We start from the raw sequence: 26,510 nt of genomic DNA on the forward strand, positions 1-26,510 counted from the left end.
ACTAACCCTCTCTCTTTGGGCACCAGCTCCATCGCCTTGCTCAGATCATAACTTGCCTTTAGACATTATAACACAGTTCCCGCTTGAATCCAATACCTTTTTGGCACTTCGTTAAAAGTTTATTAAAATTCACAGGCGTACGTCTTGGTGTTGTTTTTGGCACACGTGCACCCGGTTTGAATCGTTCCTGTGCATGTCATTTTGTTGCAATATTCTTTTCACCCACGATGCGCTGCAGTTCCTCAAAGAAAAGCGGATGACCTGACGTATACAGCCTGCGGGGAGCCGCCAGCTTCTGTTTTGTGTCCTCCAGATAGAAGATCACCGGCATATCACCGTCAAAAATCTCCAGCAGATTGACCACCTTGGCGTACTCCGGGCTGGTGCGGGAGGGCAGCCGGACGTAGAGCCGCCGGGCAGCATCCCGCATCTGATTGGGGCGGTTGGCCTGCGGCCTGACGGGGTTATAGCCCTCAATGGGCGAAATACTCTCGGCGACCAGGCGGGCAGGTTCATCCTCTCGGATAGACAGGCGGCCCTCAATGACCACGACCGCGTTATCGTGCAGCACGTCCCGGAATGTTTCCAGTGTACGCGGGAACACGATGACCTCCATGGTGCCGGTCAGATCCTCTACGCTGGTATAGGCCATCATACTGTTGGTCTTTGTCGTCACCATTTTGCTTTTGACAATGGTGCAGACGATACGGACATGGCTATTGTCCGGCACATTGGCATCCTCACCGGTCAGAGCTTTGATGGTGTGGGTGGCAAACTGAGCCGACTGCTCCCGGTAGGCATCCAGCGGATGACCGGAAAGGTACAGGCCGCTGACCTCTTTCTCCTGTTGGAGTAGCTCGGCGTGGGTATACTCAGGGCAGGGCTTGATCTCATAGCTGTCGGCGGCAGACGTATTGTCCGTGCCGCTCATCATCGAGAAGAGGTCGATCTGACCATCCAGATTCTTCCGGCTGTCACTCTCGATGCTCTTGAGCACGCCCTCAGTTGCTTCGACCAGACTGCGGCGATTGGAGCCGAGATTATCAAAGGCACCGGCCTTGATGAGGCTTTCCACAGTGCGGCGGTTCAGCTCGGCGCCATGCATCCGTTTGCAGAAATCGTACAGGCTGGTATAAGGCTTTTCCTGCCGCTCCTCTACGGAGCGCTCGATCAGCCGGGTGCCGACATTTTTTACAGCGTTCAGACCAAACCGGATCCGGCCACTGTCCTCTGCAGTAAAGCCGCTGCCCGAGATATTGATATCCGGCGGCAGGACCTTGATCCCCAGCCGGGCGCACTCGCCGGAATACTCAATGACCTTGCCGGTGTTGTCCAGGACGCTGGTCAGCAGCGCAGCCATAAACTCGCTGGGGTAATGGCACTTGAGGTAGGCTGTCTGGAATGCCACATAGGCATAACAGGCGGCATGACTCTTGTTGAATGCGTAGGACGCAAAGCTGGACATCTCATCGTAGATTTCGTTTGCAACCTTTTCCGAGATGCCGTTTGCCACACAGCCCGGGCACTCGTTGCCGGGGTCTGTGCAGCCATGGACAAAATGTTCCCGCTCCGCCTCCATCACAGCGTGTTTCTTCTTGCTCATGGCACGGCGGACATTATCTGCCTGCCCGAACGAAAAGCCTGCCAGCTCCCGGAAGATCTGCATGACCTGTTCCTGATAGACGATGCAGCCATTGGTCACATCCAGAATGTGGGCCAGCTGCGGGGTCTTATAGCTGATTTTGTCCGGTTCATGGCGGTTGCGCAGGTAGGTCGGGATGGAATCCATCGGGCCGGGGCGGTACAGGCTGATCAGAGCGATGACATCTTCCAAATTCTGCGGCTGCAGACCCACCAGCACCTGCTTCATACCCGAGGATTCGAGCTGGAACACGCCTTCTGTCTCACCCCGGGAGAGCATTTTGTAGGTCTCGGGGTCGTCATAATCCAGCTTGGCGATGGAAAAATTCGGTTCTTTTTTCCGGATGGCCAGCTCCGCATCCCGGATGACTGTCAGGGTGCGCAGACCGAGGAAGTCCATCTTCAGCAGGCCCAGCTCCTCGATCTCCGTCATGTTGAACTGGGTCACGGGCAAGCCATCGTTGGTGGCAAGGGGCAGATAATAATCCGTTGGTTCCGGGGTAATCACAACACCGGCTGCATGGGTAGAAGCGTGGCGGGGCATTCCCTCCACCTTCATGGCAGTGTCGAGCAGTTCCGTCACCTTCGGGTCCGTTTCATACATCCGCCTGAGCTCCGGTGAGACCTCCAACGCATGTTTGATGGTCATTTTGAGCTCTGCCGGGACCTGCTTTGCTACTACATCCACTTCCTGATACGGCATTCCCATCACACGGCCCACATCGCGGATCGCATTGCGGGCAGCCATGGTGCCAAAGGTAACGATCTGGGCTACATGGTCAGCGCCATACTTGCGGTTGACGTAGTCGATCACTTCCTGGCGGCGCTCGTAGCAGAAGTCCACGTCGAAATCGGGCATACTGACACGTTCCGGGTTCAGGAAGCGCTCAAAGATCAGGTTATAGCGGATGGGGTCAATGTCAGTGATGCCCACGCTGTATGCTGCGATACTGCCCGCACCGGAGCCACGGCCCGGGCCCACCGGGATCCCCTGGCTCTTGGCATAGTTAACGTAATCCCAGACGATGAGGTAATAGTTGGTATAGCCCATCGTCCTGATGACACTGATCTCGTAGTTCAGGCGGTCTTTGTTGGCCTGCGGCACATCGGAACCGTAGCGGCGCTCCAGACCCTCCCAGCAGAGCTTTTCAAAGAACGCCTGGTTGTCCATGCCGCCGGGGGCCTTATAATACGGAATTTTGGTGTTGCCAAACTCAAAATCAAAATTGCACTGGTCGGCAATGATCTGTGTGTTGGCACAGGCCTCCGGCACCATGGCAAACAGATCGTACATCTCATCCGTTGTTTTAACGTAGAATTCGTCGGTCTGGAACTCCATACGGTCGGCATCCTGCATGGTTTTTCCGGTCTGAATGCAGAGCAGGATCGCCTGCATCTTGGCATCCTCCTTGCGCAGGTAGTGGGAGTCGTTGGTGGCTGCCATGGGGATGCCGGTCTCCCGTGCCAGCTTGATGAGCTGAGGCAGCACAATGTTATCCTCTTCCAGCCCGTGATCCTGCAATTCAATGTAGTAATTGCCCTCACCAAAGAGGTCGCGATACCACAAGGCAGATGCCTTAGCGCGCTCGTAATCGCCGGACAGGATCGCCTGCGGGATCTCACCCGCCAGGCAGGCAGACAGGCAGATGAGGCCTTCGTGGTATTGCTCCAGCAGCTGCTTATCCACACGCGGCTTGGAGTAGAAGCCCTCGATAAAGGCGGCAGAGACCAGCTTGGCAAGGTTTTTATAGCCCGTCTCGTTCTTGCACAGCAGGATCAGATGATTGTTGCCATCGATCTTGTTCACCTTATCAAAGCGGGTGCGGGTGGCCACATAGACCTCACAGCCGATGATGGGCTTGATACCTGCCTTTTTGGCCGCCTTGTAAAACTGCACACAGCCGTACATCACACCGTGGTCGGTACAGGCAATGGCAGTCTGACCGCACTCCTTCACCCGATCCATCAGCTGGTCAATGCGGCAGGCACCGTCCAGCAGACTGTATTCTGTATGGATATGGAGGTGGACGAAGTCTCTTCCCTGCTTATTGCCCTCACTGGGTTCGATCATTTCGTTTCCTCCTTTTCCGCGTTTTCTTCCAATCGTCTGCGCAGATCTTCTGCCAGCGCTTCCAGCTTCTTCAGCCGGTGCGAAAGCCCCGATTTGCTCACGGGCGGGTCAAAGCAGGCACACAGAGCTGTCAGGGACAAGTCCGGATTTTCCATTCGCATGGCCGCGGCCTGCTGCAAGACCTCGGGCAGTGTTTCCAGCGCACCCTGCTCCTGCAAAAAACGGATTGCACGGGTGGTCTGGGCATTGGCCCGGGCCGTTTTGCCCAGATTTGCGGTATCACAATTGGTCTGACGGTTGATCTGGTTGCGCAGCTGCTTGACTGCCTTCTGGGCATTCATCCGGGCTGAAGCTTCTGCCGCTCCCATAAACGCAAGGATGCGCTCCACGCTGGCGCTGCTTTTGACGTAAATCAGGTTTACGCCGTTGCGGCGGGTACGGTGGGGCGCAAATTCATGCTCAGCAAGCAGGGCCTCAAAATCCTTTGCAAGGTTGGTGCGTCCGGTCAGAAATTCCAGATTATACTCCTTTTGTGGGTCCGTCACAGTGCCGCCGCACAGAAACGCCGTGCTGATATAGGCACTCACGCAGGTCTGGCACCGGATGAGCCCCGGATCGATCTGCAAGCTCGTCTCGCTGCCAGTGGTGCCGAACAGCTCGTGCATCCGGCGCACCTGCTCCGGTTCCCGGATGCCGAACTCATATACCACACCGCTGGGGCGGGGCTTTTCCAGCACCGTACCCTGCACGCCGCAGCGGGCAAACAGCTGTTCGGCCACACGGGCAGTCAATTCCTGCTCAGTCTGCAGCACAAGGCCCCGTGCATCAAAATATTTGGCAAAGCAGGCGATGCCATAGGCTGCCGCCCGCACACAGCAATCCTTTTGCAGCTGCAAACTGCGCTGTGCGATCTCTTCCCGTGCCTGGGATGCAAAACTCATGTCACTCTCATTTCTGTTCTCACGGGCTCTGCCGGGTCAGCGCGCCGCATCACGGTGCTGAATGCCGGTCTGATAGCCCAGTTGTTTGCAATATTCCGCGATTTTCCGCGCAAAGGTGATCGAGCGGTGCTTGCCGCCCGTGCAGCCCACCGCAATGGTCAGCTGGCTTTTACCCTCCTTGACATAGAGGGGCAGAGCATACTCCAGAAAACCTTCGTACCGGCGCAGCAGTTCCTTTGCCTCCGGGTGACCCATGACAAAATCCACCACTTCCTCATCCAGCCCCGTTTTATGCTTGAGCTCCGGGATATAGAAAGGGTTGGGCAGGCAGCGGACATCCAGCACCAGGTTCGCATCCTCTGGGATGCCGAACTTGAAACCGAAGGACATCACGGTGAGCCGCATTGCTGCCTTTGCCCCGCCATCTGGCGCAAACAGATTACAAATGCGCTCCTTGTTCTGGGCCGTGGAGAGAAACTCCGTGTTGATGGTGTAGTCTGCCCGTTCCCGGAAGGGCTGCAGGATCTGTCGTTCCTTTGCCAGCGCTTCCCGGGTGGAAATGCCCTCGGCAATGCTGATGGGATGGCGGCGGCGGGTCTCACTGTAACGGCGCATCAGCACATCATCCGGGGCATCGATGAATAAGATCTCGTACTCGATGCCCTGCTCATCCAGCTGGTGCAGCGCCTGTTCGATCTGCTCGCTGGTGTGGCAGCCGCGCACATCCATGGAGAGCGCTACCCGCTTGAGCTGGTTATCGCCCGCCTTGGAGAACGCTGTGATGCTGGGCAGAAGCTCTGCCGGAACATTGTCGATACAAAAAAAGCCAATATCCTCCAGTGCGTTCATCGCAACCGATTTTCCCGCACCGGAAAGCCCGCTGACGATCAGAAGATCCATACCATTTTCCCTCTTATGCCTTGACCACTCGAATTTCCTTTTCCAGGTCGTACCCGGTCTTTTCCTTTACGACTGCCCGCACCTCATCGCACAGGGCCAGCACATCGGCGCAGGTCGCGCCGCCCAGATTCACTACAAAGCCGCAGTGCTTCTCGCTGACGGCAGCACCGCCGTGACGATAGCCCCGCAGGCCGCACTGGTCGATGAGGGCAGCCGCAAACGCTCCCACCGGCCGCTTGAAGGTGCTGCCGGCGCTGGGCTTATCCAGTGGCTGTTTATCGATGCGTTTCTGCATCAGCTCATCCATCCGGGCCTTGATGGATGCCGAATCTCCATGCTTCAGGTGGAACTTTGCACTCAGGATGCAGCCGCCGTTTTCCTCAAAGATGCTGTGCCGGTAGGAGAGGTCGAGGTTTGCGGCATCTTCTGTCACGATCTCGCCTTCTCTGGTCAGATACGTCACAGAGACCAGCACATCCTTCATCTCTCCGCCGTAGGCACCGGCATTCATATAAACTGCACCGCCCACTGTGCCGGGGATGCCATAAGCAAATTCCAGGCCGGTCAGGCTGCTGTCCAGCGCCGCCTTACACAGAGCAGAAAGCTTCAAGCCCGCACCTGCGATGACTGCATCGTAGACCGCCCCCGGCTCTGCGCCCGGATGGCTGACGTTTTCCAGAAAACCGATTCCCATTTTCAGAGCCGTGGTATCCACGACTACGCCCCGGTAGCCCGCATCCTCAAACAGGATGTTGCTGCCGTTGCCCAGCAGGTAATATTTCACATCGCACACTTTGCACAGTGTGATCACGCGGCAGAGCTGTTCCTCCGTCTCCGGCCGGGCAAAAACATCCGCCGGGCCGCCAATTTTAAAGGTGCAGTGGGCGGAAAGAGGCTCGTTCTCGACAAAGCGGATCTCCTCCGCCTGCAGCTGTTGTTTCAATCGTTCCATAAAACAGGATTCCTTTATCTGTAATCTTCATTCAACGGTGCCGTCCAGACCCAGACGGATCAGCAGCTCCTTGGCGGCATTATAGCCCATCCGCTTCTGGCGGTTGTTGATGGCGGCGGTTTCCAGCACAACGGCCAGGTTGCGTCCCGGGGAGACCGGGATGCTGGTGCTGGGGATGTTCACACCCAGGATCTCGTAATATTCGCTCTCCAGTCCGGTGCGCTGATAGTTCTTGGTGGGGTCCCATGCTTCCAGCTGGACCACAAGGTCCAGGCTCTCGCTCTCCTTGACCGCACCCACGCCGAACACACGGGCCACATTGACGATGCCGATGCCGCGCAGCTCGATAAAATGGCGGATGTTCTCCGGGGCCGTGCCCATGATCTGGCGGTTAGAGACCTTGCGCAGCTCCACCGCGTCGTCCGCCACCAGACGGTGGCCGCGCTTGACCAGCTCAATGGCCAGCTCACTCTTGCCGATGCCGCTGTCGCCCAGGATCAGGATCCCTTCACCATACACCTCCACCAGCACGCCGTGGCGGGTGATGCGGGGTGCCAGCTCCAGATTCAGCACGCTGATCAGACTGCCCATCAGGGTGCAGGTCATCTCGTTGGAGCGGAGCAGGGCCACCCCGTGCTTCTGAGCCAGTTCCAGCATCTCGGGAAATGGTTCCAGTTCCTCACTGCGGCAGACGATGACAGCCGGAGGCTGCTGGCTGAACAGCTGGTCCAGCCGCTCGTACCGCTTCTCGGCAGAAAGACCGGAAAGGAAGTTCATCTCGGCCAGACCCAGGATCTGCAGCCGGAGCTTGTCAAAGTAATCATAGTATCCGGCAAGGAACAGGCCCGGGCGGTTGACCTCCGCAATCTCGACATTGATCTCTTCCAGCCCTTTCGGGGTGTAGACCACATCCAGACTGACCTTTTCCGTCAGCTTCTTCAGCGAAACATTGAAATTCGCCATCGTTCTTCCTCCTGCACAAATGTTTCCTCTCCCTGCCCGGCAGCACACCGGCTGCGGGGCACGCTTTTTCTTTCCCCTATTATAAACGAGATGGTTTCGGATTACAATGATTCTGCCGGAAAATCTTCATTCCGGAGCCTGCATCCCGTTGCATCCTCCCTCATATCCATTTATAATAGAGATGGTACATCCCTGCACTGGGAAACAGTCATTCACTTTACACGCTTTTTACATTCTCTGGATTTCCGATTTTACATTCAGGCTCTATACTCATAAATAGGAGAACATTCCGTCAAATAAACGTGTCAAACAAAGCGAGGAACCTCAAATGACTGTTTTTAATGTATTTTCCCTGCTGGGCGGCCTGGCCTTGTTCCTGTTCGGTATGGACATCATGGGCAAGGCGCTGGAAAAGCAGGCCGGCGGCCAGCTGCAAAAGATCCTGAGCAAACTGACTGACAACCCGCTCAAGGGCTTTTTCCTGGGTCTGTGCGTCACCGCCGTGATCCAGAGCTCCAGCGCCACCACCGTTATGGTGGTCGGCTTTGTCAACAGCGGCATCATGGAGCTGCATCAGGCCATCGGCGTTATCATGGGCAGCAATGTGGGCACCACGGTCACCAGCTGGATCCTGAGCCTTTCCGGCCTGCAGGGCGACAGCTTCCTGATCAATATGCTCAAACCCACCTCTTTCAGCCCGGTGCTGGCCTTTATCGGCATCCTTCTGTACATGGGTAAAAACGAGAAGCGCAAGGGCATCGGCACCATTCTGATCGGCTTTGCTGTTCTGATGACCGGTATGACCACCATGTCCAATGCTGTGCTTCCCCTGCAGAACGAGGCGTGGTTCACCAGCTTGTTTATCCGCTTCTCCAATCCTCTGCTGGGCGTTCTGGTGGGGGCCGTTGTCACCGGCATCATCCAGAGCTCCAGTGCCAGCGTTGGTATCCTGCAGGCACTGAGTGCCACCGGTGTCATCACCTACGGCAGTGCCATCCCCATCATCATGGGCCAGAACATCGGCACCTGCGTCACCGCGCTGATCTCCTCTGTGGGTGCCAACAAGAATGCCCGCCGCGCCGCCATGGTGCATCTGTACTTCAACATCATCGGTGTTACCCTGTTCCTGGCTATTTTCTATGGTGCAAACCTGCTGCTTGACTTTGCCTTTGTCAATGAGACAGTCACTGCCTGGGGCATTGCCGTGGTTCACTCCATCTTCAACCTGACGGCCACCGCTGTTCTGCTGCCCTTTGCAAATGGGCTGGAAAAGCTGGCCATTCTCACCATTCCGGACGATGCTGAAAAAGAGAGCTTTGCTCTGCTGGATGAGCGCCTGCTGAACACTCCCGCCGTGGCTGTGGAGCGTGCCCGCGCCGCCACTGCCGACATGGCCGAGCTGGCCCGTGTGGGCGTGGTGCAGGCCATGAGCCTGACCCACAAGTGGGACGATTCCCTTGCCCAGAAGGTGCGGGAGGAAGAGGAAAAGGTGGACAAATATGAGGATGCACTGGGCACCTATCTCGTCAAGCTGTCCAGCCGTGAAATGAGCCATGCCGACAGCCAGAGTGTGAACACTCTGCTCCACACCATCAGCGATTTTGAACGCATCAGCGATCACTCTGTAAATGTTCTGAGCTCCGCCGAAGAGATCCACGCCAAAAGCATTGCGTTTTCCAAGGATGCACAGGAGGAGCTGCAGGTGCTGGAGGGGGCCGTGCAGGATGTGCTGAGCCGCACCACCGACGCATTCCGCAAGGGTGACCTGCACATGGCCGGCAAGGTCGAGCCGCTGGAGACCGTTGTGGATGAACTGGTGCGTGCCATCAAGGCCCGCCATGTGGCCCGCCTGCAGACCGGCAGCTGTTCCATTGAGTATGGTTTTGTTCTGGAAGATCTTCTGACCAACTACGAGCGTGTCTGCGACCACTGCAGCAATGTGGCTGTTGCCCAGATCGAGGTGGCACAGGACAGTTTTGATACCCACGCTTATCTGAACGACCTGCGCTACGGCAACGAGACCAAGGAAAGCGAACAGTTCCAGCGCCGTCTGGATCGTTACCGTGAGCGTTATCTCTTCCCTGACAGCGATACTGCACCCGCAGACGCAAAGGAGGAACCCAACAAATGATCTACATTGTAGAAGACGATGCCGCCATCCGCGAGCTGGAGCAATATGCACTGCAATCCAGCGGATACGAGGTACAGAGCTTTGAAACCTCTGAGCCTTTCTGGCAGGCCATGCGCGCCGCAGAGCCTGAGCTGGTCATTCTGGATGTGATGCTGCCCGGTGAGGACGGTTTCTCCATCCTGAAAAAGCTCCGCAATACCCCTGCTCTGCGCCGCCTGCCCATCATCATGGTCACAGCAAAATCCAGCGAGCTGGATACCGTGCGCGGGTTGGACTGCGGTGCAGATGATTACATCACCAAGCCCTTTGGCATCATGGAATTTCTGAGCCGGGTGCGGGCCGCCCTGCGCCGCTCTGCCCCCGAGGAAAAGCAGAATGTTTATGCCTTCCATGAGATCCTGCTGGACAACGCCCGCCACAGCGTGACTGTGAACGGCACCCATATTGATCTGACTTACAAGGAATACAGTCTGCTGCGCCTGCTGCTGGAGAACACGAACCTTGTTGTGACCCGCGAGACCATTCTGCAGGTGGTATGGGGCACCGATATTTCTGTTGAAAGCCGTACCGTGGATATGCACATCCGCACCCTGCGCAAAAAGCTGGGGGACGCGGGCAGATATATCTGCACCGTGCGCAAGGTCGGCTACAAGCTGGCCGACAGTGAGGAGGGCGAGGAAGAATGAAACCGCAGAGCATGGAAGAAAAAATCAGTTACCGGCTGTTTTTCATGGGCTTCGTCGGTCTGGTCTGCACCGCCGTGCTCTGTCTCTTCGTCTTTCACAAAGCGTTCCGGGAACAGGCGTGGACCTCGCTGGAGCATCAGGCTGATCTGGTTTCCGCCGGATACGAGCAGCTTTCCTCTCCGGATCAGCTCTCTGTGTTCGTCAACGGAGACCTGCGCATTACCCTGATCGCAGCAGATGGCAGTGTGGTGTTTGAATCCGCCACTGACCAGCAGATGGAAAACCATCTGTCCCGCCCGGAGATCCAACAGGCCATGCGGGAGGGTGTAGGCCGTAACTGCCGCGATTCCCAGACCATGGGGTACGAGACCTACTATTACGCCATGCTGCTGCCCGGCGGCGATATCCTGCGTGTGGCCCAGGATTCCGAGACCATCTGGTCGATCTACGACGCGGCCCTGCCCGCCATCATCCTGAGCTGCATCCTGATGATGGGTGCCGCAGCGCTGATCGCCGGGCTGCTGACCCGCAGTCTTGTCCAGCCCATTCTGAAAATGACGGATGATCTTGAGCACATTCAGGAAAACGTTCCCTACCGGGAACTTATCCCCTTTGCTGAGAGCATCCACTCTGACCGGCTGCTGCGGGAAAACAACGAGAAGATGCGGCAGGATTTCACGGCAAACGTCAGCCACGAGCTGAAAACGCCGCTGACCAGTATTTCCGGCTATGCGGAACTCATTGAGACCGGCATTGCCAAACCTGCCGATGTGCCCGAATTTGGCCGGAAGATCCATGTAGAAGCCAGCCGGATGATCCAGCTGGTGAACGATATCCTGCAGCTGTCACATCTGGATAGCGTCAGCGAGATCCATGCCCAACCCGACATGGAAACGGTCGATCTGCTGGACGTAGCCAAGGATTGTGTGGAACGTCAGAAACTGAACGCGCAGCGCTCCTTCATCTCCCTGACCTATCTGGGCGAAAGTGCCAGAGTGCTTGGCAACCGGGATCAGCTGGATGAGCTGTGCCAGAACCTGTGCGACAACGCCATCCGCTACAATCGACCCGGCGGCAAGGTCCAGCTCATCACCTCCTGCACCCGGGACGGCCATTGTACCCTGACCGTCAAGGATAACGGCATCGGTATCCCGAAAGACGCGCAGTCCAGCGTATTCGAACGCTTCTACCGGGTGGATAAGAGCCGGAGCAAGGCCACCGGCGGCACCGGTCTGGGGCTGGCTATTGTCAAGCACATTGCCCGCATCCACAACGCCCGCATCAAGTTGGAAAGCGAAGTGAACGTTGGCACCACCATCACCGTCGTTTTTGAGACCGCCCACTAAAACTGCAAAAAGCTCACGTCTGCCTGCACCTGCGGGCAGGCGTTTTTTGTAGTCAGCGCTTCTCGCCCTGTTCCCTGTTTCAGCGCCCGGACTGCACCCAGAGAAAGCAGATCGTACCCGTTTTCCCAGCAGCGCTGAACGGTCTGCACGCAGAGTTGCTCCAGCGCCGCACACTGTGCTGCTGTGGGCAGAGCTGTGCCCGCCCTGCGCTGGCCGGTCAGGGTCACGGCAAAGCCATCTTCTACAGCTTCCACCGATACCACACAGCGCCGGAACGTCCCCTGCCCGCTCCCCAGCGGAAAAGTGTGTTCTCCGCTCTGACCCAGCAGCAATTGTGCCATCTGGCTCTCTGCCGGGGTGAGCCGGGTGTTCCCTGTTTCGGTGAGCAGAAGCATTTCCTCCGCATTCTCAATGGCACCATCCGTCAGGATAAGCACCGGAGCCAAAAGAGCGTTCCGGCGGCTCTCGTATAGGTGCGGAGCCTGCGGTGCGGCTTCCTTCACGGCCTGCAAAAGCTGTTCCGGGAACAGTTCGTTTTCTCCGTCTGCTGCGGCCAGTTCTTCTCCGGAAAGATCCATGCAGAGGACCCGGGCAGATAAGCCCTGCACCGGCTCCTCTTTCAACACAGTCTCTGCCTGTCGAATGGTTCTTAAAGTTGTTCCGGCATTCAAAAGCAGATACTCGCACAGCCGGTAGCTTGCTTTACGGGGCAGGCCACGCTCGGCTTCCGTCAGAGCCGTTTGCAGGGTGTTTCCCCGCCCCGTGCAGAGCTGTACCTTTGCGGCGGCATCAGAAGCATCGGCAGCGGCTTCCGGAAACTGGTAGAGCAGGCTCACCATCCAACTCTGCACCGCCACCGTGGGCGGGGTAAGAATCAAGGCACGCACCATGCTTTTTTCGGTGTTCTCTGCCCGCAAAAATCCCCCGCACCAGAGCACCAGTACCCCTGCCGCCAGCCACCGGAGGGCACGCTGCTGGCCCGTCATGCGTTCTCCTCCGCAGGTGTAGCCCTGCCCCACAGCCGCCCGGCCAATTGACGCACCACCTGCACCAGCACGCAGAACCGGAACATTGCCGCTGCCAACCAGACCAGCAGCACAAGGGCATCAAACCGAGAGATGCTGCCCAGCCTGCCCGCCCGCAAAAGCTCGATGCCGGGCAGGGCATTCCCCGCCCCAAACACCAGTTCCGTGCAGAGCACAAAGCTGCCAGCCAGTATAAAAGCTTTCACCGGAAGCCAGACAGCGCACCGCACCTGCTTTGCCGGGCAGAACAGCGGTAGGGCGAAGTATTCCGGATACAGAGGCAGGATAATCGGTTGAGCATCAGCTTGCATCATCAGACTTTCCCAGTGGAACTGGCCATCCAGCCCCAGCAGGCAGAGCAAACCCGCCAGCGCCGCCGCCCAGCACAGGATCGGCGCACAGCGGACCAGTACCGAAGGTTCCAGCTTCCATCCTGCCCAGAGCAGCAGCGGGAGAAGCCCCAGCATGGCCATGGAAGAAAAATTCTCCCAGCAAAGCTCCTGCGCCTGACGGAAGGTCTCCACAGCCTCCCAGACAAACCAGAGTCCCAGCCCTCCGCAGACTACCCGGGAACGCAAGTCTGTACCCCAAAAACTGTCTGCACGCTGCTCTGCCCCGGCTGTCAGGGCGGTGATCAGAACCAGCGCCAGTGTCATGGGCAGGCCGCGCAGCAGAAAACTGCGGGCTGTTACAGGCGCACCCGTCTGTAACACGCACAGAGCGAACTCTGCTGTGAGCACACTCAGGGTCAGTGTTTTTTCAGAGAAACAGGATCGTTCCAACTTCAACCACCTCGTTTTTGCCAAATGGTAAAGGGCCGCCAGGAAAGTTTTGGGTAGCTGCGCCGGGTCACACCGTCCGGCGAGAGCGGCACCTCGGGAAATACGGCATCCCGCAGGTAGGGCACACCCAGCGCCGAGACCCGGGTCAGCCCAAATAACACGCCCAGTGCGCAGGCGGCAAGTCCCACCGGGCCAGCCACCCCTGCTGCCAGCAGCACCACCAGCCGCAGAACAGTCGCCACCTCGTAAAGCGAGGGCGTGACAAACACCGCAATGGACGCGGCAGCGGCGGTCAGGATGACCGGTGTGCTCATCAGTCCGGCAGCGATGGCGGCATCCCCGATGATGAGGGCAGCGATCAGGCTGACAGAGTGCCCCAGGGTCTGGGGCATCCGCAGGCCAGCCTCCCGAATGATCTCCAGCATCAGGATCACCAGAAGCATTTCCCCAAACAGCGGCAGCGGCGTTGCCTGCTCGGCGGCCTCGATTTTGAACAGCAGCTGGGGCGGCAGGAGTTCTGGCAGGTAGACCGCCCAGCAGACGAACACGCCCGGCAGGAAAATGCTCAGGTAGAACGAGATATATTTCAGCACCCGCAGAAAGGATGCAAAATAGGCCGTTCCCGCATAGTCATCCAGACATTCGAAGTTTTCGCAGAACAGGGTGGGCAGGATCAGCGCTGAGGGACTGCCATTGACCAGAATGACGAATTTCCCCTCCCGAAGCTTTGCCGCTGCCACAATAGGCCGTTCAGTATAGCGCACGGGGGCAAACGTGCGGATCTTACAGGGAAAGAGCCATGGCACAAAGTAGCTGGAATCCAAAAGCAGCTGCGGCCTGGCCCGCTGTAAAGTCTGCCGCACCTTTTGCACCGCTTTTGGGTCTGCCGTATCCCGGCAGTAACAAAGAGCATACTCCGTTTTCATCTCACAATCGGCTTGATCGATCTCAATGACCAGAGCATCATTGCGGAAGCACCGCCGCAGCAGGCTGGTATTCACCCGGAGCAGATCCGCAAAGCCTTCCCGGGAGCCGCGGAGATTTCCCTCCCCTGCCGGTTCATCCACCGAGCGGGCGTTCAGGCTCTGCACCGAAAAGGCGATACCTTTTGCGCATCCGTCCAGCAAAAGCACTGCCATGCCCGCCGTCATCCGCCGGATCAGGGCATCCCAGTCCTCCACAGGGGCAGGCTCTGCAGGCAGTGCGGAGTGCTCAAACAACAGTGCAAACACCTGTTCCCCGGTCAGCTGTTCTGCCGGGCCGGGCGGTGTGCGGCGGCTGGCGGCATCCAGCAGCAGCTGCCACAGCCCTTTCAGGCTGGCCATTCCATCAAACAGAACGATGGCTCCTTTGCAGTGGTAAAGCTCAAGCTCCTTCGCATAAAAATCTGCCGATCGGCCAAACCTAGCGTTGAGCTCCGCAAGGTTTTCCGCCAGATGGCTGGAAAGCTGTTCCATTTTGCCGCCCCCCTTTCTGGTAGCTTGTCCGCCGGGGCGGCGGTTATACGCTGGGAGGTGTTCCGGTTTGAAACTCTTGATCTTCCGTACCATCCTGATCTATCTCTGCGTCCTGTTTGCCATGCGGCTGATGGGCAAACGTCAGCTGGGGGAACTGCAGCCTGAGGAACTGGTATCTACCATCCTCATCTCCAATCTTGCTTCCATCTCCATTGAATCTGAAGAAGTGCCGGTCACAGCCAGCCTGATTCCCCTCTTTCTCATTGCGGCGCTGGAGCTTCTTGGGTCGATCCTCAGCTTCAGGAGCCAGCGCTTTTTCAACCTGATGTCCGGGCGGCCCAAAACCGTCATCCTGAATGGTAAGATCGATCAGAACGCCCTGCGCACCCTGCGACTGACTGCCGCCGATCTGATGGAGGCGCTGCGCGGCAAAGATGTGTTCGACCCCCGGGATGTCTCCTATGCGGTCGTGGAGACCAACGGCAGTCTCTCGGTGGCTCTGCGCCCGGAAAAGGAACCGGCCACCCTCGCCGACCTTGGGGCAAGGGTACAGCGGGCACAGGCCACCATCCCCTTTGTGCTGGACGGGCAGGTGCTTGCCGAAAACCTGACCACCTGCGGCAAGGATGCCGCCTGGCTGGAACGCACCGCACAGGCCAACAGCCTGCTTCTGGAAGAGATCCTGATCCTGGCGGGCAACGATACCGAGGATTATTTTCTGCTGAAAAAGGAGCCTCGTCAAACGGCGGGGCTCCGGCAAGGGGGTGCGGCATGAAACGTATTTACGTCTGCATTGGCATCGTAGCCCTGCTGCTGGCGGCAGCCTTTTACAGCAGCTTCCGGGTACAGCAATTCGCCGAGGATATCTCCGAAGACATCGACACCGCCATGGAGGATATCCGGAACAGCGATCTGACCGGTGCGCGGCAGGCACTGGCCGAAGGAGCCGAGCTCTGCGACACCATGCGGGAAGGCATGAACCACCTGCTCCGCACGCAGGACTTCACGGAGCTGGAAGCCGCCCTGCGCGCCGCCGATGGCCATCTGGAACTGAATGCACCCGAGGAAGCCTTCGGGGAACTGCGCCGGGCGCAGGTTCAGGTAGAGACCCTGGCCTGGCTCTCTCATCGTATTCTTTGAGGGTATTTGTACTGAGCTGAACAGTTGAGGTGAGCACAACAAAAAGCCAGGCTTTCTCGTGAAGTTCACGAAAAAGTCTGGCTTTTAACGCTGGAACCTTAGTTTTTCTCTTTGCGGTCGCCCATCAGTTTTTTCAGCTCCGTGAAAAAGCTCTCGACATCGGCAAACTGCTGGTAAACCGAAGCAAAGCGGACATAGGCCACTTCATCGATCTTTTTCAGCTCCTGCATGGTCAGCTCACCAATGCGTACACTGGATACCTCGCGGTCATAGGAGCTCATCAGGCTTTGCTCAATGCTGCTGACAGCCCGTTCCAGTGCGTCGTAGCTCACCGGGCGCTTGGCGCAGGCCCGCAGCATTGCGTTAAGCAGCTTCTGACGATCAAAAGGCTCACGGGAGTTATCCTTTTTGATGACGATCAGCGGGACGGTCTCCACCACTTCATAGGTCGTAAACCGCATGCGGCAGCGCAGACACTCGCGGCGGCGGCGGATCCGCTCACCGTCTTCGGTCGGGCGGGAATCGATGACCTTGGATTCCTCATCGCCGCAATAGGGACATTTCATAAATCGTTCCTCCTGATGTTGGTTCTTGGCCTGTCGGGCAAAACACGGTCAGGCTTTTTTGGTTTCAGCCTTTTTGCTCTTGCGGTCGTTCCACAGCACCCAGGCGGAGGTGGAAACACAGAGCGAGGTATACACGCCGCTCAGCATACCCATCATCAGCGGGAAGGCAAAGGTAAAGATGCTGTCCAGACCGTACAGCTTGGAGACCACGCACATCACACCCAGTGCCATTACAGTGGTCACCGTAGTGATTATGGTACGGCGGGCAGACTGGTTGACCGAGTGGTTGACCAGCTCCTCGAACGGGGTCTTTTTCCCCATCAGGGCACGGTTCTCGCGGATGCGGTCATAGACCACAACCGTATCGTTGATCGAGTAGCCCAGAATGGTCAGCATGGCGGCAATAAAGTTGCCGTCCAGCGGGGTTCGCAGCAGCACAAAGGTGCCAAACACCACCATCAGGTCGTTCAACAGGGCCAGCACAGCCATCAGGCCACCGGTCAAGCCGCCGATCTTCTTGAAACGGAAGCCGATATACAGCAGGATGAGCAGCAGGGAGAACACCACAGCCACCAGACTCTTCTGCAGGAACTTGGTGCCCATGGCAGCGCTGACATTGCTCAGGGACAGCTGGGCAAAGGCATTGTCCGGGTACTGTTCGTTCAGGGAGGTCAGCAGATTCTCCACCTGATCGGTGGTCACGGTCTCGTTGCCGGGCATGGAAATCTTCAGGGTCTGCTCCCCGGTGGCGACATTCTCGCCGGTCTGCAGGGTCAGGCCGTTGTTTTCCAGTGCGGTGGAGGCGGTCTTCTGAACTTCGGAGGTGCTGATCTCACCCTGATAGCTCAGGGTGATCATGGCACCGCCCGTAAACTCCGTATCCAGCCGGACACCGAACACTGCAGCACACAGGATGATGGCCGCCATCAGGCAGGTGGAGATGGTCAGGAAGCGCTTGCGCAGGCCCACAAAGTCGATGGGCTTCTTTTCCTTGACTTCCTTGCCGGGCTTGACAGCACCATAGAGCCAGGGATTCCGCAGGGCCTTGATGGAGGCTGCACCGCGGATCATCACACGGGTGGCAAACACGCCGAACACAAAGTTCAGCAGAACGCCGGTCAGCAGCGTGTAGCCAAAGGCGTAGATGGTGCCTGCGGTGGAGGGCCCAAAGGCGAAGAACACGAAGTGCAGGGCCTTGGCGAACAGGCCGTCCGAGGGGCCGAAGGCGCCCATCAGCACGATCGCCACAATGACGATGGTCACGTTGCCATCAATGATGGGGGTCAGGCCGCGGGCAAAGCCGCTCTTAAGCGCGCCATCCAGAGATTTGCCGTTGTTCAGCTCCTCCTTGATGCGCTCGGCGGTGATGACATTGGCATCCACGCCCATACCAATGGCCAGGATGATACCCGCGATGCCGGGCAGAGTCAGGGTAAAGCTCTCAAACACCGGGAAATAGCCGGAGACGAAAGCCAGCGTTGCCGCCACCTGACCGGCCAGTGCAATACAGGCCAGGAAGCCAGGCAGACGATACAGCAGCGTCATCAGCACCACGATGAGGGCATAGGCAATGAGACCGGCCAGCACCATGGCGCTCAGGCTGTTCTCGCCCAGGCTGGGGCTGACGGTGGAATAGCTGTCCACAGTCAGGGCAAAAGGCAGTGCACCGGAATTGATCTGGCGGGCCATCTTGACCACGTCCTCCTGCGTGAAGGGATTGGACGCGGAACTGGTGATGATGGCGGCACCATCGGTGATGGCCGCATTGACCGTTGCCGTGCTCACGTTCTGATCATCCAGCCAGATGCTGATGGTTCCACTGCTCTGGTAGAGCTCCGTGGTGGCATCCCCGAAGGCCTTGGCACCCTCGTCGTTGAACTTGAGGGCCACATAATATTCGGATGTACTGCCGCTCACCGGGCCGTACTGAGCAGCGGCGCTCTCGACCATGGAACCGTCCAGGATCAGTTCGCCGTCTGCACTGCTCCCCTTGCGGAAGGTCAGGTAGGCGGTGCTACCGATCTCTTCAATGGCGGCTTCGGGGTCAAAATCGGTCTCACCGGACTGCCACGGAAACTCCAGGATCAGGCGGTCGGAGTCATAATCCACATACAGCTCGTAGTCGGTCACGTTCAGGCCGACCAGACGATTCTCAATGACCAGCTGGGCAGCGTCCAGCTGATCATCGGTGGCATCGTAGTTGTCCGAGGGGGCAAACGTTACGTTGACACCGCCCTTGATATCCACGCCAAAGCGGATATCCTGCGCTCCCTTGATGTAGGTCTTGGTCACATCACCGTACTTGACTGCCACACCAAAGAATGCCGTGTAGACAAACGCGGCGATCAGGAGCACTGTGACAACAAGCTGCCATGCTTTGCCTTTCGTCTTCATAAAAAACAGGAAACCTCCAAAATATAATAAACCTCCGCCGCGCAGAAAAACCTCTGCACGGAGGAGATTTTTTGCAGAATAAAACGATTACTCTGCTTTTTCGGCCAGCAGCTTTTCGATGACTGCCAGCTTTACGCAGACGCAGAGCAGATCAGATGCGGTCTCCACCTCGTCCAGGCTGGGATAGGTGGGTGCAATGCGCAGGTGGGAATCCTGCGGGTCCTTGTGGTAGGGATAGGCGGAACCGGCACCCGTCAGGGTCAGACCGCACTCCTTGCACAGCTGGGCCACACGCTTGGCGCAGCCGGGCATAACGTACAGGCTGATGAAGTAACCGCCCTTGGGGTTCGTCCAGTGAGCGATGTCGCCGCAGGGGGTCAGCTCCTCGGAAAAGGCCGTCTTGACCGCATCAAAGCAGGGGATCAGGCGGCGGCGGTGCTTTGCCATGTGGGCCAGCACACCCTCTTTGTTCTTCAGGAAGCGGACATGGCGCAGCTGGTTCATCTTATCATAGCTGATGATCATCACGGAGAAGCGCTTGCAGATATACTTCATGGAGTCAACGCTGCACGCGATGGCGGAAACACCTGCGCCGGGGAAAGTGATCTTGCTGGTGGAGGTGAACATGAACACACGGTTCTCCGTGCCGTACTTCTTGCTCTCATTCAACAGAACCGGGGTCTCGATGATCTCTTCGGTCAGGTGGTGGACGATGTAAGCTTCATCCCAGAAGATCTTGAAATCAGGAGCAGCGGTCTTCATCTTGGCCATCCGGTCAATGGTCTCATCGCTGTAAGTATAACCATCCGGGTTGGAATACTGGGGCACGCACCAGATGCCCTTGATGGTGTCATCCTCGGCCACCAGCTTCTCCACAATGTCCATATCGGGGCCATTGGGGGTCATGGGCACGCTGATCAGCTCAAAGCCGTACTCCTCAGTGATGGCAAAGTGGCGGTCATAGCCGGGCACCGGGCAGAGGAACTTGCGCTTTTCCACCTGAGACCAGGGGCAGGGAGACTCAGGGAAGCCGAACACATAGCCAATGTTGATGAGGTTGTACATCAGCTGCAGGCTGGAGTTGCCGCCCACGAACACTTCCTCGGGCTTGACACCGAACACATCCGCAAACAGGACGCGAGCCTCGTGCAGGCCCTCAAGATCACCATAGTTGCGGGCATCGGTGCCTGCGTCGGTGGTGTAATCGTTCATCTGCAGCAGACCCATTGCCAGATCCATCTGGTGAGGGCCGGGCTTGCCACGGGCCATGTTCAGCTTCAGGTTCATGGCCAGAAACTTTTTGTACTGCTCATTCAGCTTTGCCTTTTCGGCAGTGAGCTCCTCACGATTCATCTCAAGATAGTTTGCCATTGAAAAACACACTCCTTTATCGTACTTCCAATTTCCCACAGTATCCGATGCCGGGTGTTTCAGGAGTTCCTGCCAGAGAGTTCTCCCACCACAGTCATCCAGACTTTATTATTATACCGCAACTCCGGGCGCGAAACAAGCAAATTGCAAAAAAAGCCCCGCCAAAGCCGAAGCATTTGGCAGGGCATCCCTTCCCTGCTGTCTGCAGAGTGCAGATATCAGCTCAGGGCGGTCTGGTTCTTATACCGTTTGCGCACAGCACCGTATTCCAGATGGGCCTCGCCGCCCTCCACGGTGTCCTTGTCGATGGTGACACGGATGATGGTGGGGTCATTGGGCACATCATACATGACAGGCAGCAGGATGCCTTCCATCACGCTGCGCAGACCGCGGGCACCAGTCTTGCGCTCAATGGTCTTGCGGGCGATCGCGTGGAGGGCCTCGTCGGTGAACTCCAGCTCTACACTGTCCATGCTCAGCAGCTCTTTGTACTGCTTGACCAGGCTGTTGCGGGGCTCCTTGAGCACACGCACCAGTGCGTCCTCGTCCAGATCGTCCAGCACAGTGATGACCGGCAGACGGCCGATCAGCTCGGGGATCAGGCCAAACTTGACCAGATCGTGAGGCTCCACCTTGCGCAGCAGGGCACGCTGGGCATCCTCGGAGTTGTCCTTCAGGCTGCTGCCGAAGCCCAGTGCAGAGCGATCGGTGCGGCGCAGGATGTATTTATCCAGGCCATCAAAGGCACCGCCGCAGATGAACAGGATGTTGGTGGTATCGATCTGGATGAACTCCTGCTGGGGGTGCTTGCGGCCGCCGTTGGGCGGCACGTTGCTCACGGTGCCCTCCAGGATCTTCAGCAGCGCCTGCTGCACACCCTCACCGCCCACGTCACGGGTGATGGAGGGATTCTCGCTCTTGCGGGTGATCTTGTCGATCTCGTCGATGTAGATGATACCCACCTGTGCCTTCTGCACATCAAAATCCGCCGCCTGAAGCAGCTTGAGCAGGATGTTCTCCACATCCTCACCCACATAGCCGGCCTCGGTCAGGGTGGTGGCATCCGCAATGGCGAAGGGCACCCCCAGCATCTTGGCCAGGGTCTGAGCCAGCAGAGTCTTGCCGACACCGGAGGGGCCCAGCAGCAGAACGTTGGACTTCTGCAGTTCCACATCCGCACCTTTGCCGCTCAGGATGCGCTTATAATGGTTGTAAACGGAGACCGCCAGCACACGCTTGGCCTCATCCTGACCAATGACATACTGGTCCAGCCCGTTCTTGATCTCAGCCGGGGTCAGGATATTGATATCCAGACCATCCACAGCCTGCATCCGGGTACGGCTTGCGCCGCGGCCCGGGCGGCCGTTTGCTTCCGGGTGCTCCGGCTGATCCGAGAGCAGATCATGACACAGGCCGATGCACTCACTGCAGATGTTGACACCGGGGCCGATGATCATCCGTTCCACTTCGTCCTGATGCTTGCCGCAGAAGCTGCACACCAGGTCTTTTTCATTTTTGCCGGAATTGTTGTTTGCCATAACTGTTATTCCTTATTCTGGGTCTTTGCGCGCAGGGCTCTCCCCCGCGCCGTTCAGTTTCAGCGGTGGGCGATGACCTCATCGATCAGGCCGTATTCCTTGGCTTCCAGCGCGGTCATATAGTTGTCGCGCTCGGTGTCCAGCTGGATCTTCTCTAGCGGCTGGCCGGTGTATTCGCTGAGCATGTGGTTCATCTTATCGCGGATATACACCATGTGCTCAGCGTGAATCTTGATATCAGTGGTCTGGCCGGAAAGGCCGCCGCCCTGACCGCCGATCAGCGGCTGATGGATCAGGATCTCGGAGTTAGGCAGGGCAAAGCGCTTGCCCTTGGTGCCGCTTGCCAGCAGGAAGGCACCCATGGAAGCGGCCATGCCCATGCAGATGGTGGAGACATCACACTTGATATACTGCATGGTATCGTGAATGGCCATGCCCGCGCTGATGGAGCCGCCGGGGCTGTTGATATACAGGCTGATATCCTTGTCCGGGTCCTGCCCTTCCAGGTACAGCAGCTGCGCCACCACAAGGCTTGCGGAGGTGTCGTTGACATCCTCGCTCAGAACGATGATGCGGTCATTCAGCAGACGGGAGAAGATATCATAGGAACGCTCACCATGTGCCGACTGTTCGACAACGTAAGGAACAAAACTCATAAAGTTCGCCTCCTGATACGAAAAATGATTCTATTTGCAAAATTGACCGATACGGCAAAAGAAACAGGGCCGTATCGGTCAATTTTAACAACCTTTGTTTACAGGGTACGCTTCAAACAGCGTTTCCTGCAAATTGCGGCCTTGGCAGCTGGATTATTCAGCGTCCTCGGTCTTTTCAGCCTCAGCGGCCTTCTCCACGATATTGGCGTGGCTCTTGATGAAGTCGATGGCCTTGTTGATTGCCAGATCCTTCTTCAGGTCGTCAACGTTGACCAGCTCACGGACCTTGTCCTCTTCCATCTTGTACTGGTCAGCGATGCGCTTGATCTCAGCGGAGACATCCTCCTCGGAAGCCTCGATGTTCTCAGCAGCGGCAACAGCCTCCAGAGCCAGGCGGATCTTGACCTGCTTCTCAGCCTGAGGCATGAAGGAAGCACGGAACTGATCCATGGTCTGGCCCATATACTTCAGGTAGTCTTCCAGGCGCAGACCCTGCTGCTCCACACGGAAGGCGAAGTCATTGACCATTTCGTCCATACGGGTATCGTACATAGCCTGGGGGATCTCAGCCTCCATGCTCTCGATGACCTGATCGACCAGAGCGTTCTCAACAGCCAGGTCATCCTGCTTGTCCAGCTGCTCCTGGTTGTTCTTGCGGATGGACTCCTTGAACTCTTCCAGAGTGTCGTACTCGGAGCAGTCCTTAGCCAGCTCGTCATCCAGAGCGGGCAGCTCCTTGTACTTGACCTCGTGCAGCTTGATCTTAAAGACAGCAGCCTTGCCAGCCAGCTCAGCAGCCTGATACTCCTCGGGGAAGGTGACGTTCACGTCGAACTCCTCACCGGCGGAGTGGCCAACGATCTGATCCTCGAAGCCAGGGATGAAGGAGCCGCTGCCCAGGGTCAGGTTGTAGTGCTCAGCCTTGCCGCCCTCAAAAGCGACACCGTCCACAAAGCCCTCGAAGTCGATATCAGCGATATCGCCATTCTCGGCAGCACCCTCGCGGGTCAGCTCACGGGCGTTGCGCTCCTGCACGCGCTTCAGCTCTGCATCGACGGCCTCGTCGGTAACAGTATGGACAGTCTTCTCAACGGTCAGACCGTTGTAGTTGCCAACCTTGACTTCGGGCATCACAGCGACCTTGACGGTCAGGGTCACGCCCTCGGTCTCGCTGGCGGCATCCACAGAAACCTCGGGACGGCCAACAGGCTCGATGCCGGCTTCCTTCACAGCTGCCTCGTAAGCAGCGGGGAACAGCTCATTGATGGCATCATAGGTAAAGACATCAGCGCCGTACATCTTCTCGATCAGAGAACGGGGAGCCTTGCCCTTGCGGAAGCCGGGCACGGAGTACTTCTTGCCCTCCTTCTTGAAGACATCGGCCACTGCGCCCTTAAAGGCCTCAGCGTCGATAGAGAACTGCAGCTCTGCCATGCTCTTCTCGAGCTTTTCGCACTTGATGAAATTCATTTTGTGTATCCTCCACTCAAAAATTCTATTGCGTTGGGGACAGGTTTTCTTCCCTGTCTCCTGCAACCGCGCACCGCGTCCTGTATTTTCTGTTTGCGAAATGCGGGGACGCGCGCGCTCAATTGGGTGCAACAATCGCGTCAAAACTTATTATAGCACGTTCCAGACACAATTGCCAGACCAAATTTTGACTTTTTGTTCTTTTTGCCCACACTTCCCGCCTTTAATTGATGCGGTAGGGGCAGAAACGCAGGCCATCGGCACTGACAAGCTTATACCGGATACCGTCCACATCGCCCTGCACCGCGTACCGGATGGCGTTTCCGTGCAGGTGGCCGTAGTAACAGCGGGTGATGCCGTAGGCCTTCAGGGTGGCCACGATCTCAGGGGCGCTGGTGCCGGTGTAGACCGGCGGGTAATGCAGGAACACCAGCTTCTCCAACCCCGGTTCCGCAGCATCCAGGCTCATTTTCAAGCGCCCGATCTCGCGGTTCATCACTTTTTCATCGTGGGGTTCTCCCACATCGAACAGCCAGCCCCGGGTGCCGCACAGCGCATACCCCTCCACAGAGTAGGAGTTGTTGTGCAGGATGTGCAGGGTGTCAAAGCCCTCAGCCTTGAGGTAAGCGTTCATCTTGTTGGCCGTGGTCCACCAGTAATCGTGGTTTCCCTTCATGATCAGCTTCTGGCCGGGAAGCTCCTGTAAAAACGCAAAATCCCTGCGCGTATCGTTCAGGCGCATGGCCCAGCTGATATCCCCCGCCAGCACGATGGTGTCCTCGGGTTTGATCAGCTTGCGCCAGTTGCGCTCCAGCCGCTCCACATAGCCGTTCCACCCCGGAAAAACATCCATGGGTTTGGAAGCGCCCAGTGAAAGATGAGTATCGCCAAGCACATAAAGTGCCATTCATTTTTCTCCTGTTCTAAGTCCGGCAGGACAAGGTTTATTCCTGATAGCTCAGCGCCACCTGCGCGATCTGCTCCGGGTCGATGACGGTATTGAACCGCTCGGCCTTCTGCCGCAGGGCAGCAAGGCTTGCGGGTGCAGTGCGGCCGGTGGCTTCTTCCAGCTCCTGCATGGCTTCAAAGTCGTTCTGCGGGGCAGTGTGGCCCAGAGCCTCCAGCACGCTGCGGGGGAACTTGTAGGGGGAGGCAGTGGACAGCACCACCATGGGCACACCCTCGCGCTTGTGACGGCCCGCCACATGGAAGGCCACAGCGGTGTGGGTATCGCAGAGATAGCCATCCTGCTCATAGCGGGCACGGATCTCCCCTGCCACCTCTTCCTCGCTGCTCCAGCCGCAGCCAAAGCTTTCCTGAATGGCGGCCAGCGTCTCGGGCCGGACGGTATAGCTGCCGGTTTCAGACAGGCTCTTCATCAGGCCCGCCACCTCGGCATCGCTGCCGGTGACGTGATAGAGCAGGCGCTCCAGATTGGAGGACACCAGAATATCCATGCTGGGAGAAGTGGTCTTGAAGAATTCCCGCTTGGCAGTATAAGTACCGGTGGTCAGGAAATCGGTCAGGACGTTGTTCTCATTGGAAGCGCAGATCAGTCGGCCCACCGGCAGGCCCATCTGCTTTGCATAGTAGCCCGCCAGAATATCGCCAAAATTGCCCGTAGGCACACAGAAGTCCACCTTGTCGCCAAAGCGCACCTTCCCTGCCTTGAGCAGCTGGGCGTAGGCGGCAAAGTAGTAAACGATCTGCGGCACCAGACGGCCCCAGTTGATGGAGTTTGCACTGGACAGGCGGATGTTCCGCTTTGCCAGCTCGGCAGCAATGGCCGGGTCGCCAAAGACCTTCTTCACGCCGGTCTGGGCATCATCGAAGTTACCGCGCACAGCGTAGACCGCCACATTTTCGCCTTCCTGGGTCACCATCTGCAGGCGCTGGATCTCACTGGTGCCGCCCGTGGGGAAGAACACCGCGATCTCCACACCCGGGATATCGTGGTAGCCATCCAGCGCGGCCTTGCCGGTATCGCCGCTGGTCGCCACCAGGATCAATGTTTTCTCGGTGCGGTCAAGATTTTTCTTTGCCTCCACCAGCAGCTTCGGCATCAGCTGCAGGGCGTAATCCTTGAAGGCGCAGGTCGGGCCGTGCCACAGCTCCAGAGCATACACCTCATCCGAAACAGGGGCCAGATAGCCCGCCTTTCCGCCAAAGGCCGCACCATAGGTGGCCTTGGCGGCCTCCTGCAGGAACTCCTGCGAATAATCGGTCAGATACTGCCCCACGATGGCAGCAGCCATCTCGGGGTAATCCAGCGCACAGATCGCCTTGACATCCACCTGCGGGAAGCTCTGCGGAACAAACAGACCGCCCTCATCCGACAGGCCCTGTGCAATGGCCTGAGAGGCACTTACCACGCGGTTATGATCTCTCGTGCTGAAAAACTGCATTGTCGTCGCTCCTTTTTGCCAGCGGGACCCGCATTGGCCCCATGTTTGCGGCAGCGGCAAAAGCCGTTTTCTGCC

Annotated in this window: 21 protein-coding genes; 5 read left to right on the forward strand and 16 right to left on the reverse strand. The window is 57.7% G+C overall.

Annotated features, from left to right (window positions below; translation table 11 throughout):
- Positions 1-196: 196 nt before the first annotated feature.
- Genes ACKXGA_RS02545 through hprK form a run of 5 tightly spaced genes read right to left on the reverse strand, consistent with a single transcriptional unit; the run spans position 197 to position 7,468 of the window.
- Positions 197-3,712, reverse strand: a complete 3,516-nt coding sequence (locus ACKXGA_RS02545) for a DNA polymerase III subunit alpha (protein ID WP_423730015.1) — start codon at positions 3,710-3,712, stop codon at positions 197-199.
- Positions 3,709-4,653 (reverse strand): DNA-binding protein WhiA, encoded by a 945-nt coding sequence (whiA, locus tag ACKXGA_RS02550; protein WP_423730016.1) that lies wholly within the window; start codon positions 4,651-4,653, stop codon positions 3,709-3,711. Before whiA ends, ACKXGA_RS02545 begins: the two co-directional genes overlap by 4 nt.
- Before the next feature lie 36 nt (positions 4,654-4,689).
- A complete protein-coding gene (gene rapZ, locus ACKXGA_RS02555) occupies positions 4,690-5,553 on the reverse strand; it encodes an RNase adapter RapZ (RefSeq protein WP_097771147.1) in 864 nt (287 codons plus the stop codon).
- Between the two features lie 13 nt (positions 5,554-5,566).
- On the reverse strand, positions 5,567-6,505 hold the full coding sequence (gene murB, locus ACKXGA_RS02560; RefSeq protein WP_423730017.1) for a UDP-N-acetylmuramate dehydrogenase: 939 nt from the start codon (positions 6,503-6,505) through the stop codon (positions 5,567-5,569).
- Between the two features lie 27 nt (positions 6,506-6,532).
- Positions 6,533-7,468 carry an HPr(Ser) kinase/phosphatase gene (gene hprK / locus ACKXGA_RS02565; protein ID WP_097771149.1) on the reverse strand — a complete coding sequence of 312 codons (936 nt, stop codon included), beginning with the start codon at positions 7,466-7,468 and terminating at the stop codon, positions 6,533-6,535.
- Between the two features lie 328 nt (positions 7,469-7,796).
- On the opposite strand from hprK, the gene ACKXGA_RS02570 reads away from it, so the two are divergent.
- The 3 genes from ACKXGA_RS02570 to ACKXGA_RS02580 are packed head-to-tail and all read left to right on the forward strand — an operon-like array spanning position 7,797 to position 11,631.
- The gene (locus ACKXGA_RS02570; RefSeq protein WP_423730018.1) at positions 7,797-9,599 is read left to right on the forward strand and encodes a Na/Pi cotransporter family protein; all 1,803 of its coding nucleotides are present in this window, start codon (positions 7,797-7,799) and stop codon (positions 9,597-9,599) included.
- A complete protein-coding gene (locus ACKXGA_RS02575) occupies positions 9,596-10,285 on the forward strand; it encodes a response regulator transcription factor (protein WP_117535309.1) in 690 nt (229 codons plus the stop codon). The genes ACKXGA_RS02570 and ACKXGA_RS02575 overlap by 4 nt, the downstream gene beginning before the upstream one ends.
- Positions 10,282-11,631 carry a sensor histidine kinase gene (locus tag ACKXGA_RS02580; protein ID WP_423730019.1) on the forward strand — a complete coding sequence of 450 codons (1,350 nt, stop codon included), beginning with the start codon at positions 10,282-10,284 and terminating at the stop codon, positions 11,629-11,631. Before ACKXGA_RS02575 ends, ACKXGA_RS02580 begins: the two co-directional genes overlap by 4 nt.
- On the opposite strand, the gene ACKXGA_RS02585 is transcribed toward ACKXGA_RS02580, so the two are convergent.
- Genes ACKXGA_RS02585 through ACKXGA_RS02595 form a run of 3 tightly spaced genes read right to left on the reverse strand, consistent with a single transcriptional unit; the run spans position 11,628 to position 14,895 of the window.
- Positions 11,628-12,617, reverse strand: a complete 990-nt coding sequence (locus tag ACKXGA_RS02585) for a hypothetical protein (protein WP_117504127.1) — start codon at positions 12,615-12,617, stop codon at positions 11,628-11,630. The two genes, ACKXGA_RS02580 and ACKXGA_RS02585, sit on opposite strands and share 4 nt — an antisense overlap.
- Positions 12,614-13,438 (reverse strand): hypothetical protein, encoded by an 825-nt coding sequence (locus tag ACKXGA_RS02590; RefSeq protein ID WP_117504128.1) that lies wholly within the window; start codon positions 13,436-13,438, stop codon positions 12,614-12,616. Before ACKXGA_RS02590 ends, ACKXGA_RS02585 begins: the two co-directional genes overlap by 4 nt.
- A gap of 2 nt (positions 13,439-13,440) precedes the next feature.
- Positions 13,441-14,895, reverse strand: coding sequence for a spore germination protein (locus ACKXGA_RS02595; protein WP_423730020.1), 1,455 nt, complete (start codon positions 14,893-14,895; stop codon positions 13,441-13,443).
- 67 nt (positions 14,896-14,962) lie between these two features.
- Between ACKXGA_RS02595 and ACKXGA_RS02600 the strand changes: the two genes are divergently transcribed.
- Positions 14,963-15,670 (forward strand): DUF421 domain-containing protein, encoded by a 708-nt coding sequence (locus ACKXGA_RS02600; protein ID WP_097771156.1) that lies wholly within the window; start codon positions 14,963-14,965, stop codon positions 15,668-15,670.
- Entirely contained in the window at positions 15,667-16,035 is a 369-nt protein-coding gene (locus ACKXGA_RS02605; RefSeq protein WP_117476166.1) for a DUF4363 family protein, read from the forward strand. Before ACKXGA_RS02600 ends, ACKXGA_RS02605 begins: the two co-directional genes overlap by 4 nt.
- A gap of 98 nt (positions 16,036-16,133) precedes the next feature.
- Here the strand turns inward: ACKXGA_RS02605 and nrdR are convergent, their stop codons facing one another.
- From nrdR to thrC, 8 genes are all read right to left on the reverse strand, one after another.
- Positions 16,134-16,601: a transcriptional regulator NrdR gene (gene nrdR, locus ACKXGA_RS02610; protein ID WP_005934334.1), complete on the reverse strand. Its 468-nt coding sequence runs from the start codon at positions 16,599-16,601 to the stop codon at positions 16,134-16,136.
- A gap of 48 nt (positions 16,602-16,649) precedes the next feature.
- A complete protein-coding gene (gene secF, locus ACKXGA_RS02615; RefSeq protein ID WP_097771947.1) occupies positions 16,650-18,995 on the reverse strand; it encodes a protein translocase subunit SecF in 2,346 nt (781 codons plus the stop codon).
- A gap of 87 nt (positions 18,996-19,082) precedes the next feature.
- Positions 19,083-20,366, reverse strand: coding sequence for an aminotransferase class I/II-fold pyridoxal phosphate-dependent enzyme (locus tag ACKXGA_RS02620; protein WP_005934338.1), 1,284 nt, complete (start codon positions 20,364-20,366; stop codon positions 19,083-19,085).
- 218 nt (positions 20,367-20,584) lie between these two features.
- Positions 20,585-21,904, reverse strand: coding sequence for an ATP-dependent Clp protease ATP-binding subunit ClpX (clpX, locus tag ACKXGA_RS02625; protein ID WP_097771158.1), 1,320 nt, complete (start codon positions 21,902-21,904; stop codon positions 20,585-20,587).
- 59 nt (positions 21,905-21,963) lie between these two features.
- On the reverse strand, positions 21,964-22,560 hold the full coding sequence (gene clpP, locus ACKXGA_RS02630; RefSeq protein WP_098922298.1) for an ATP-dependent Clp endopeptidase proteolytic subunit ClpP: 597 nt from the start codon (positions 22,558-22,560) through the stop codon (positions 21,964-21,966).
- A gap of 153 nt (positions 22,561-22,713) precedes the next feature.
- Positions 22,714-24,030 carry a trigger factor gene (tig, locus tag ACKXGA_RS02635; protein ID WP_005934342.1) on the reverse strand — a complete coding sequence of 439 codons (1,317 nt, stop codon included), beginning with the start codon at positions 24,028-24,030 and terminating at the stop codon, positions 22,714-22,716.
- Positions 24,031-24,253: 223 nt separating this feature from the next.
- A complete protein-coding gene (locus tag ACKXGA_RS02640; RefSeq protein WP_097771161.1) occupies positions 24,254-24,937 on the reverse strand; it encodes a metallophosphoesterase in 684 nt (227 codons plus the stop codon).
- Between the two features lie 37 nt (positions 24,938-24,974).
- On the reverse strand, positions 24,975-26,435 hold the full coding sequence (gene thrC / locus ACKXGA_RS02645) for a threonine synthase (protein ID WP_423730021.1): 1,461 nt from the start codon (positions 26,433-26,435) through the stop codon (positions 24,975-24,977).
- Positions 26,436-26,510 lie beyond the last annotated feature (75 nt).

The sequence above is a fragment of the Faecalibacterium hominis (ex Afrizal et al. 2022) genome (assembly GCF_049545105.1).
GTDB classification, from domain to species: domain Bacteria; phylum Bacillota; class Clostridia; order Oscillospirales; family Ruminococcaceae; genus Faecalibacterium; species Faecalibacterium duncaniae.

What these genes read in the sequence shown, in the direction of transcription:
- ACKXGA_RS02545 (WP_423730015.1), bottom strand. Translation starts at nt 3,712, where the DNA reads ATGATCGAACCCAGTGAGGGCAATAAGCAGGGAAGAGACTTCGTCCAC.
- whiA (WP_423730016.1), bottom strand. Translation starts at nt 4,653, where the DNA reads ATGAGTTTTGCATCCCAGGCACGGGAAGAGATCGCACAGCGCAGTTTG.
- rapZ (WP_097771147.1), bottom strand. Translation starts at nt 5,553, where the DNA reads ATGGATCTTCTGATCGTCAGCGGGCTTTCCGGTGCGGGAAAATCGGTT.
- murB (WP_423730017.1), bottom strand. Translation starts at nt 6,505, where the DNA reads ATGGAACGATTGAAACAACAGCTGCAGGCGGAGGAGATCCGCTTTGTC.
- hprK (WP_097771149.1), bottom strand. Translation starts at nt 7,468, where the DNA reads ATGGCGAATTTCAATGTTTCGCTGAAGAAGCTGACGGAAAAGGTCAGT.
- ACKXGA_RS02570 (WP_423730018.1), top strand. Translation starts at nt 7,797, where the DNA reads ATGACTGTTTTTAATGTATTTTCCCTGCTGGGCGGCCTGGCCTTGTTC.
- ACKXGA_RS02575 (WP_117535309.1), top strand. Translation starts at nt 9,596, where the DNA reads ATGATCTACATTGTAGAAGACGATGCCGCCATCCGCGAGCTGGAGCAA.
- ACKXGA_RS02580 (WP_423730019.1), top strand. Translation starts at nt 10,282, where the DNA reads ATGAAACCGCAGAGCATGGAAGAAAAAATCAGTTACCGGCTGTTTTTC.
- ACKXGA_RS02585 (WP_117504127.1), bottom strand. Translation starts at nt 12,617, where the DNA reads ATGACGGGCCAGCAGCGTGCCCTCCGGTGGCTGGCGGCAGGGGTACTG.
- ACKXGA_RS02595 (WP_423730020.1), bottom strand. Translation starts at nt 14,895, where the DNA reads ATGGAACAGCTTTCCAGCCATCTGGCGGAAAACCTTGCGGAGCTCAAC.
- ACKXGA_RS02605 (WP_117476166.1), top strand. Translation starts at nt 15,667, where the DNA reads ATGAAACGTATTTACGTCTGCATTGGCATCGTAGCCCTGCTGCTGGCG.
- nrdR (WP_005934334.1), bottom strand. Translation starts at nt 16,601, where the DNA reads ATGAAATGTCCCTATTGCGGCGATGAGGAATCCAAGGTCATCGATTCC.
- secF (WP_097771947.1), bottom strand. Translation starts at nt 18,995, where the DNA reads ATGAAGACGAAAGGCAAAGCATGGCAGCTTGTTGTCACAGTGCTCCTG.
- ACKXGA_RS02620 (WP_005934338.1), bottom strand. Translation starts at nt 20,366, where the DNA reads ATGGCAAACTATCTTGAGATGAATCGTGAGGAGCTCACTGCCGAAAAG.
- clpX (WP_097771158.1), bottom strand. Translation starts at nt 21,904, where the DNA reads ATGGCAAACAACAATTCCGGCAAAAATGAAAAAGACCTGGTGTGCAGC.
- clpP (WP_098922298.1), bottom strand. Translation starts at nt 22,560, where the DNA reads ATGAGTTTTGTTCCTTACGTTGTCGAACAGTCGGCACATGGTGAGCGT.
- tig (WP_005934342.1), bottom strand. Translation starts at nt 24,030, where the DNA reads ATGAATTTCATCAAGTGCGAAAAGCTCGAGAAGAGCATGGCAGAGCTG.
- ACKXGA_RS02640 (WP_097771161.1), bottom strand. Translation starts at nt 24,937, where the DNA reads ATGGCACTTTATGTGCTTGGCGATACTCATCTTTCACTGGGCGCTTCC.
- thrC (WP_423730021.1), bottom strand. Translation starts at nt 26,435, where the DNA reads ATGCAGTTTTTCAGCACGAGAGATCATAACCGCGTGGTAAGTGCCTCT.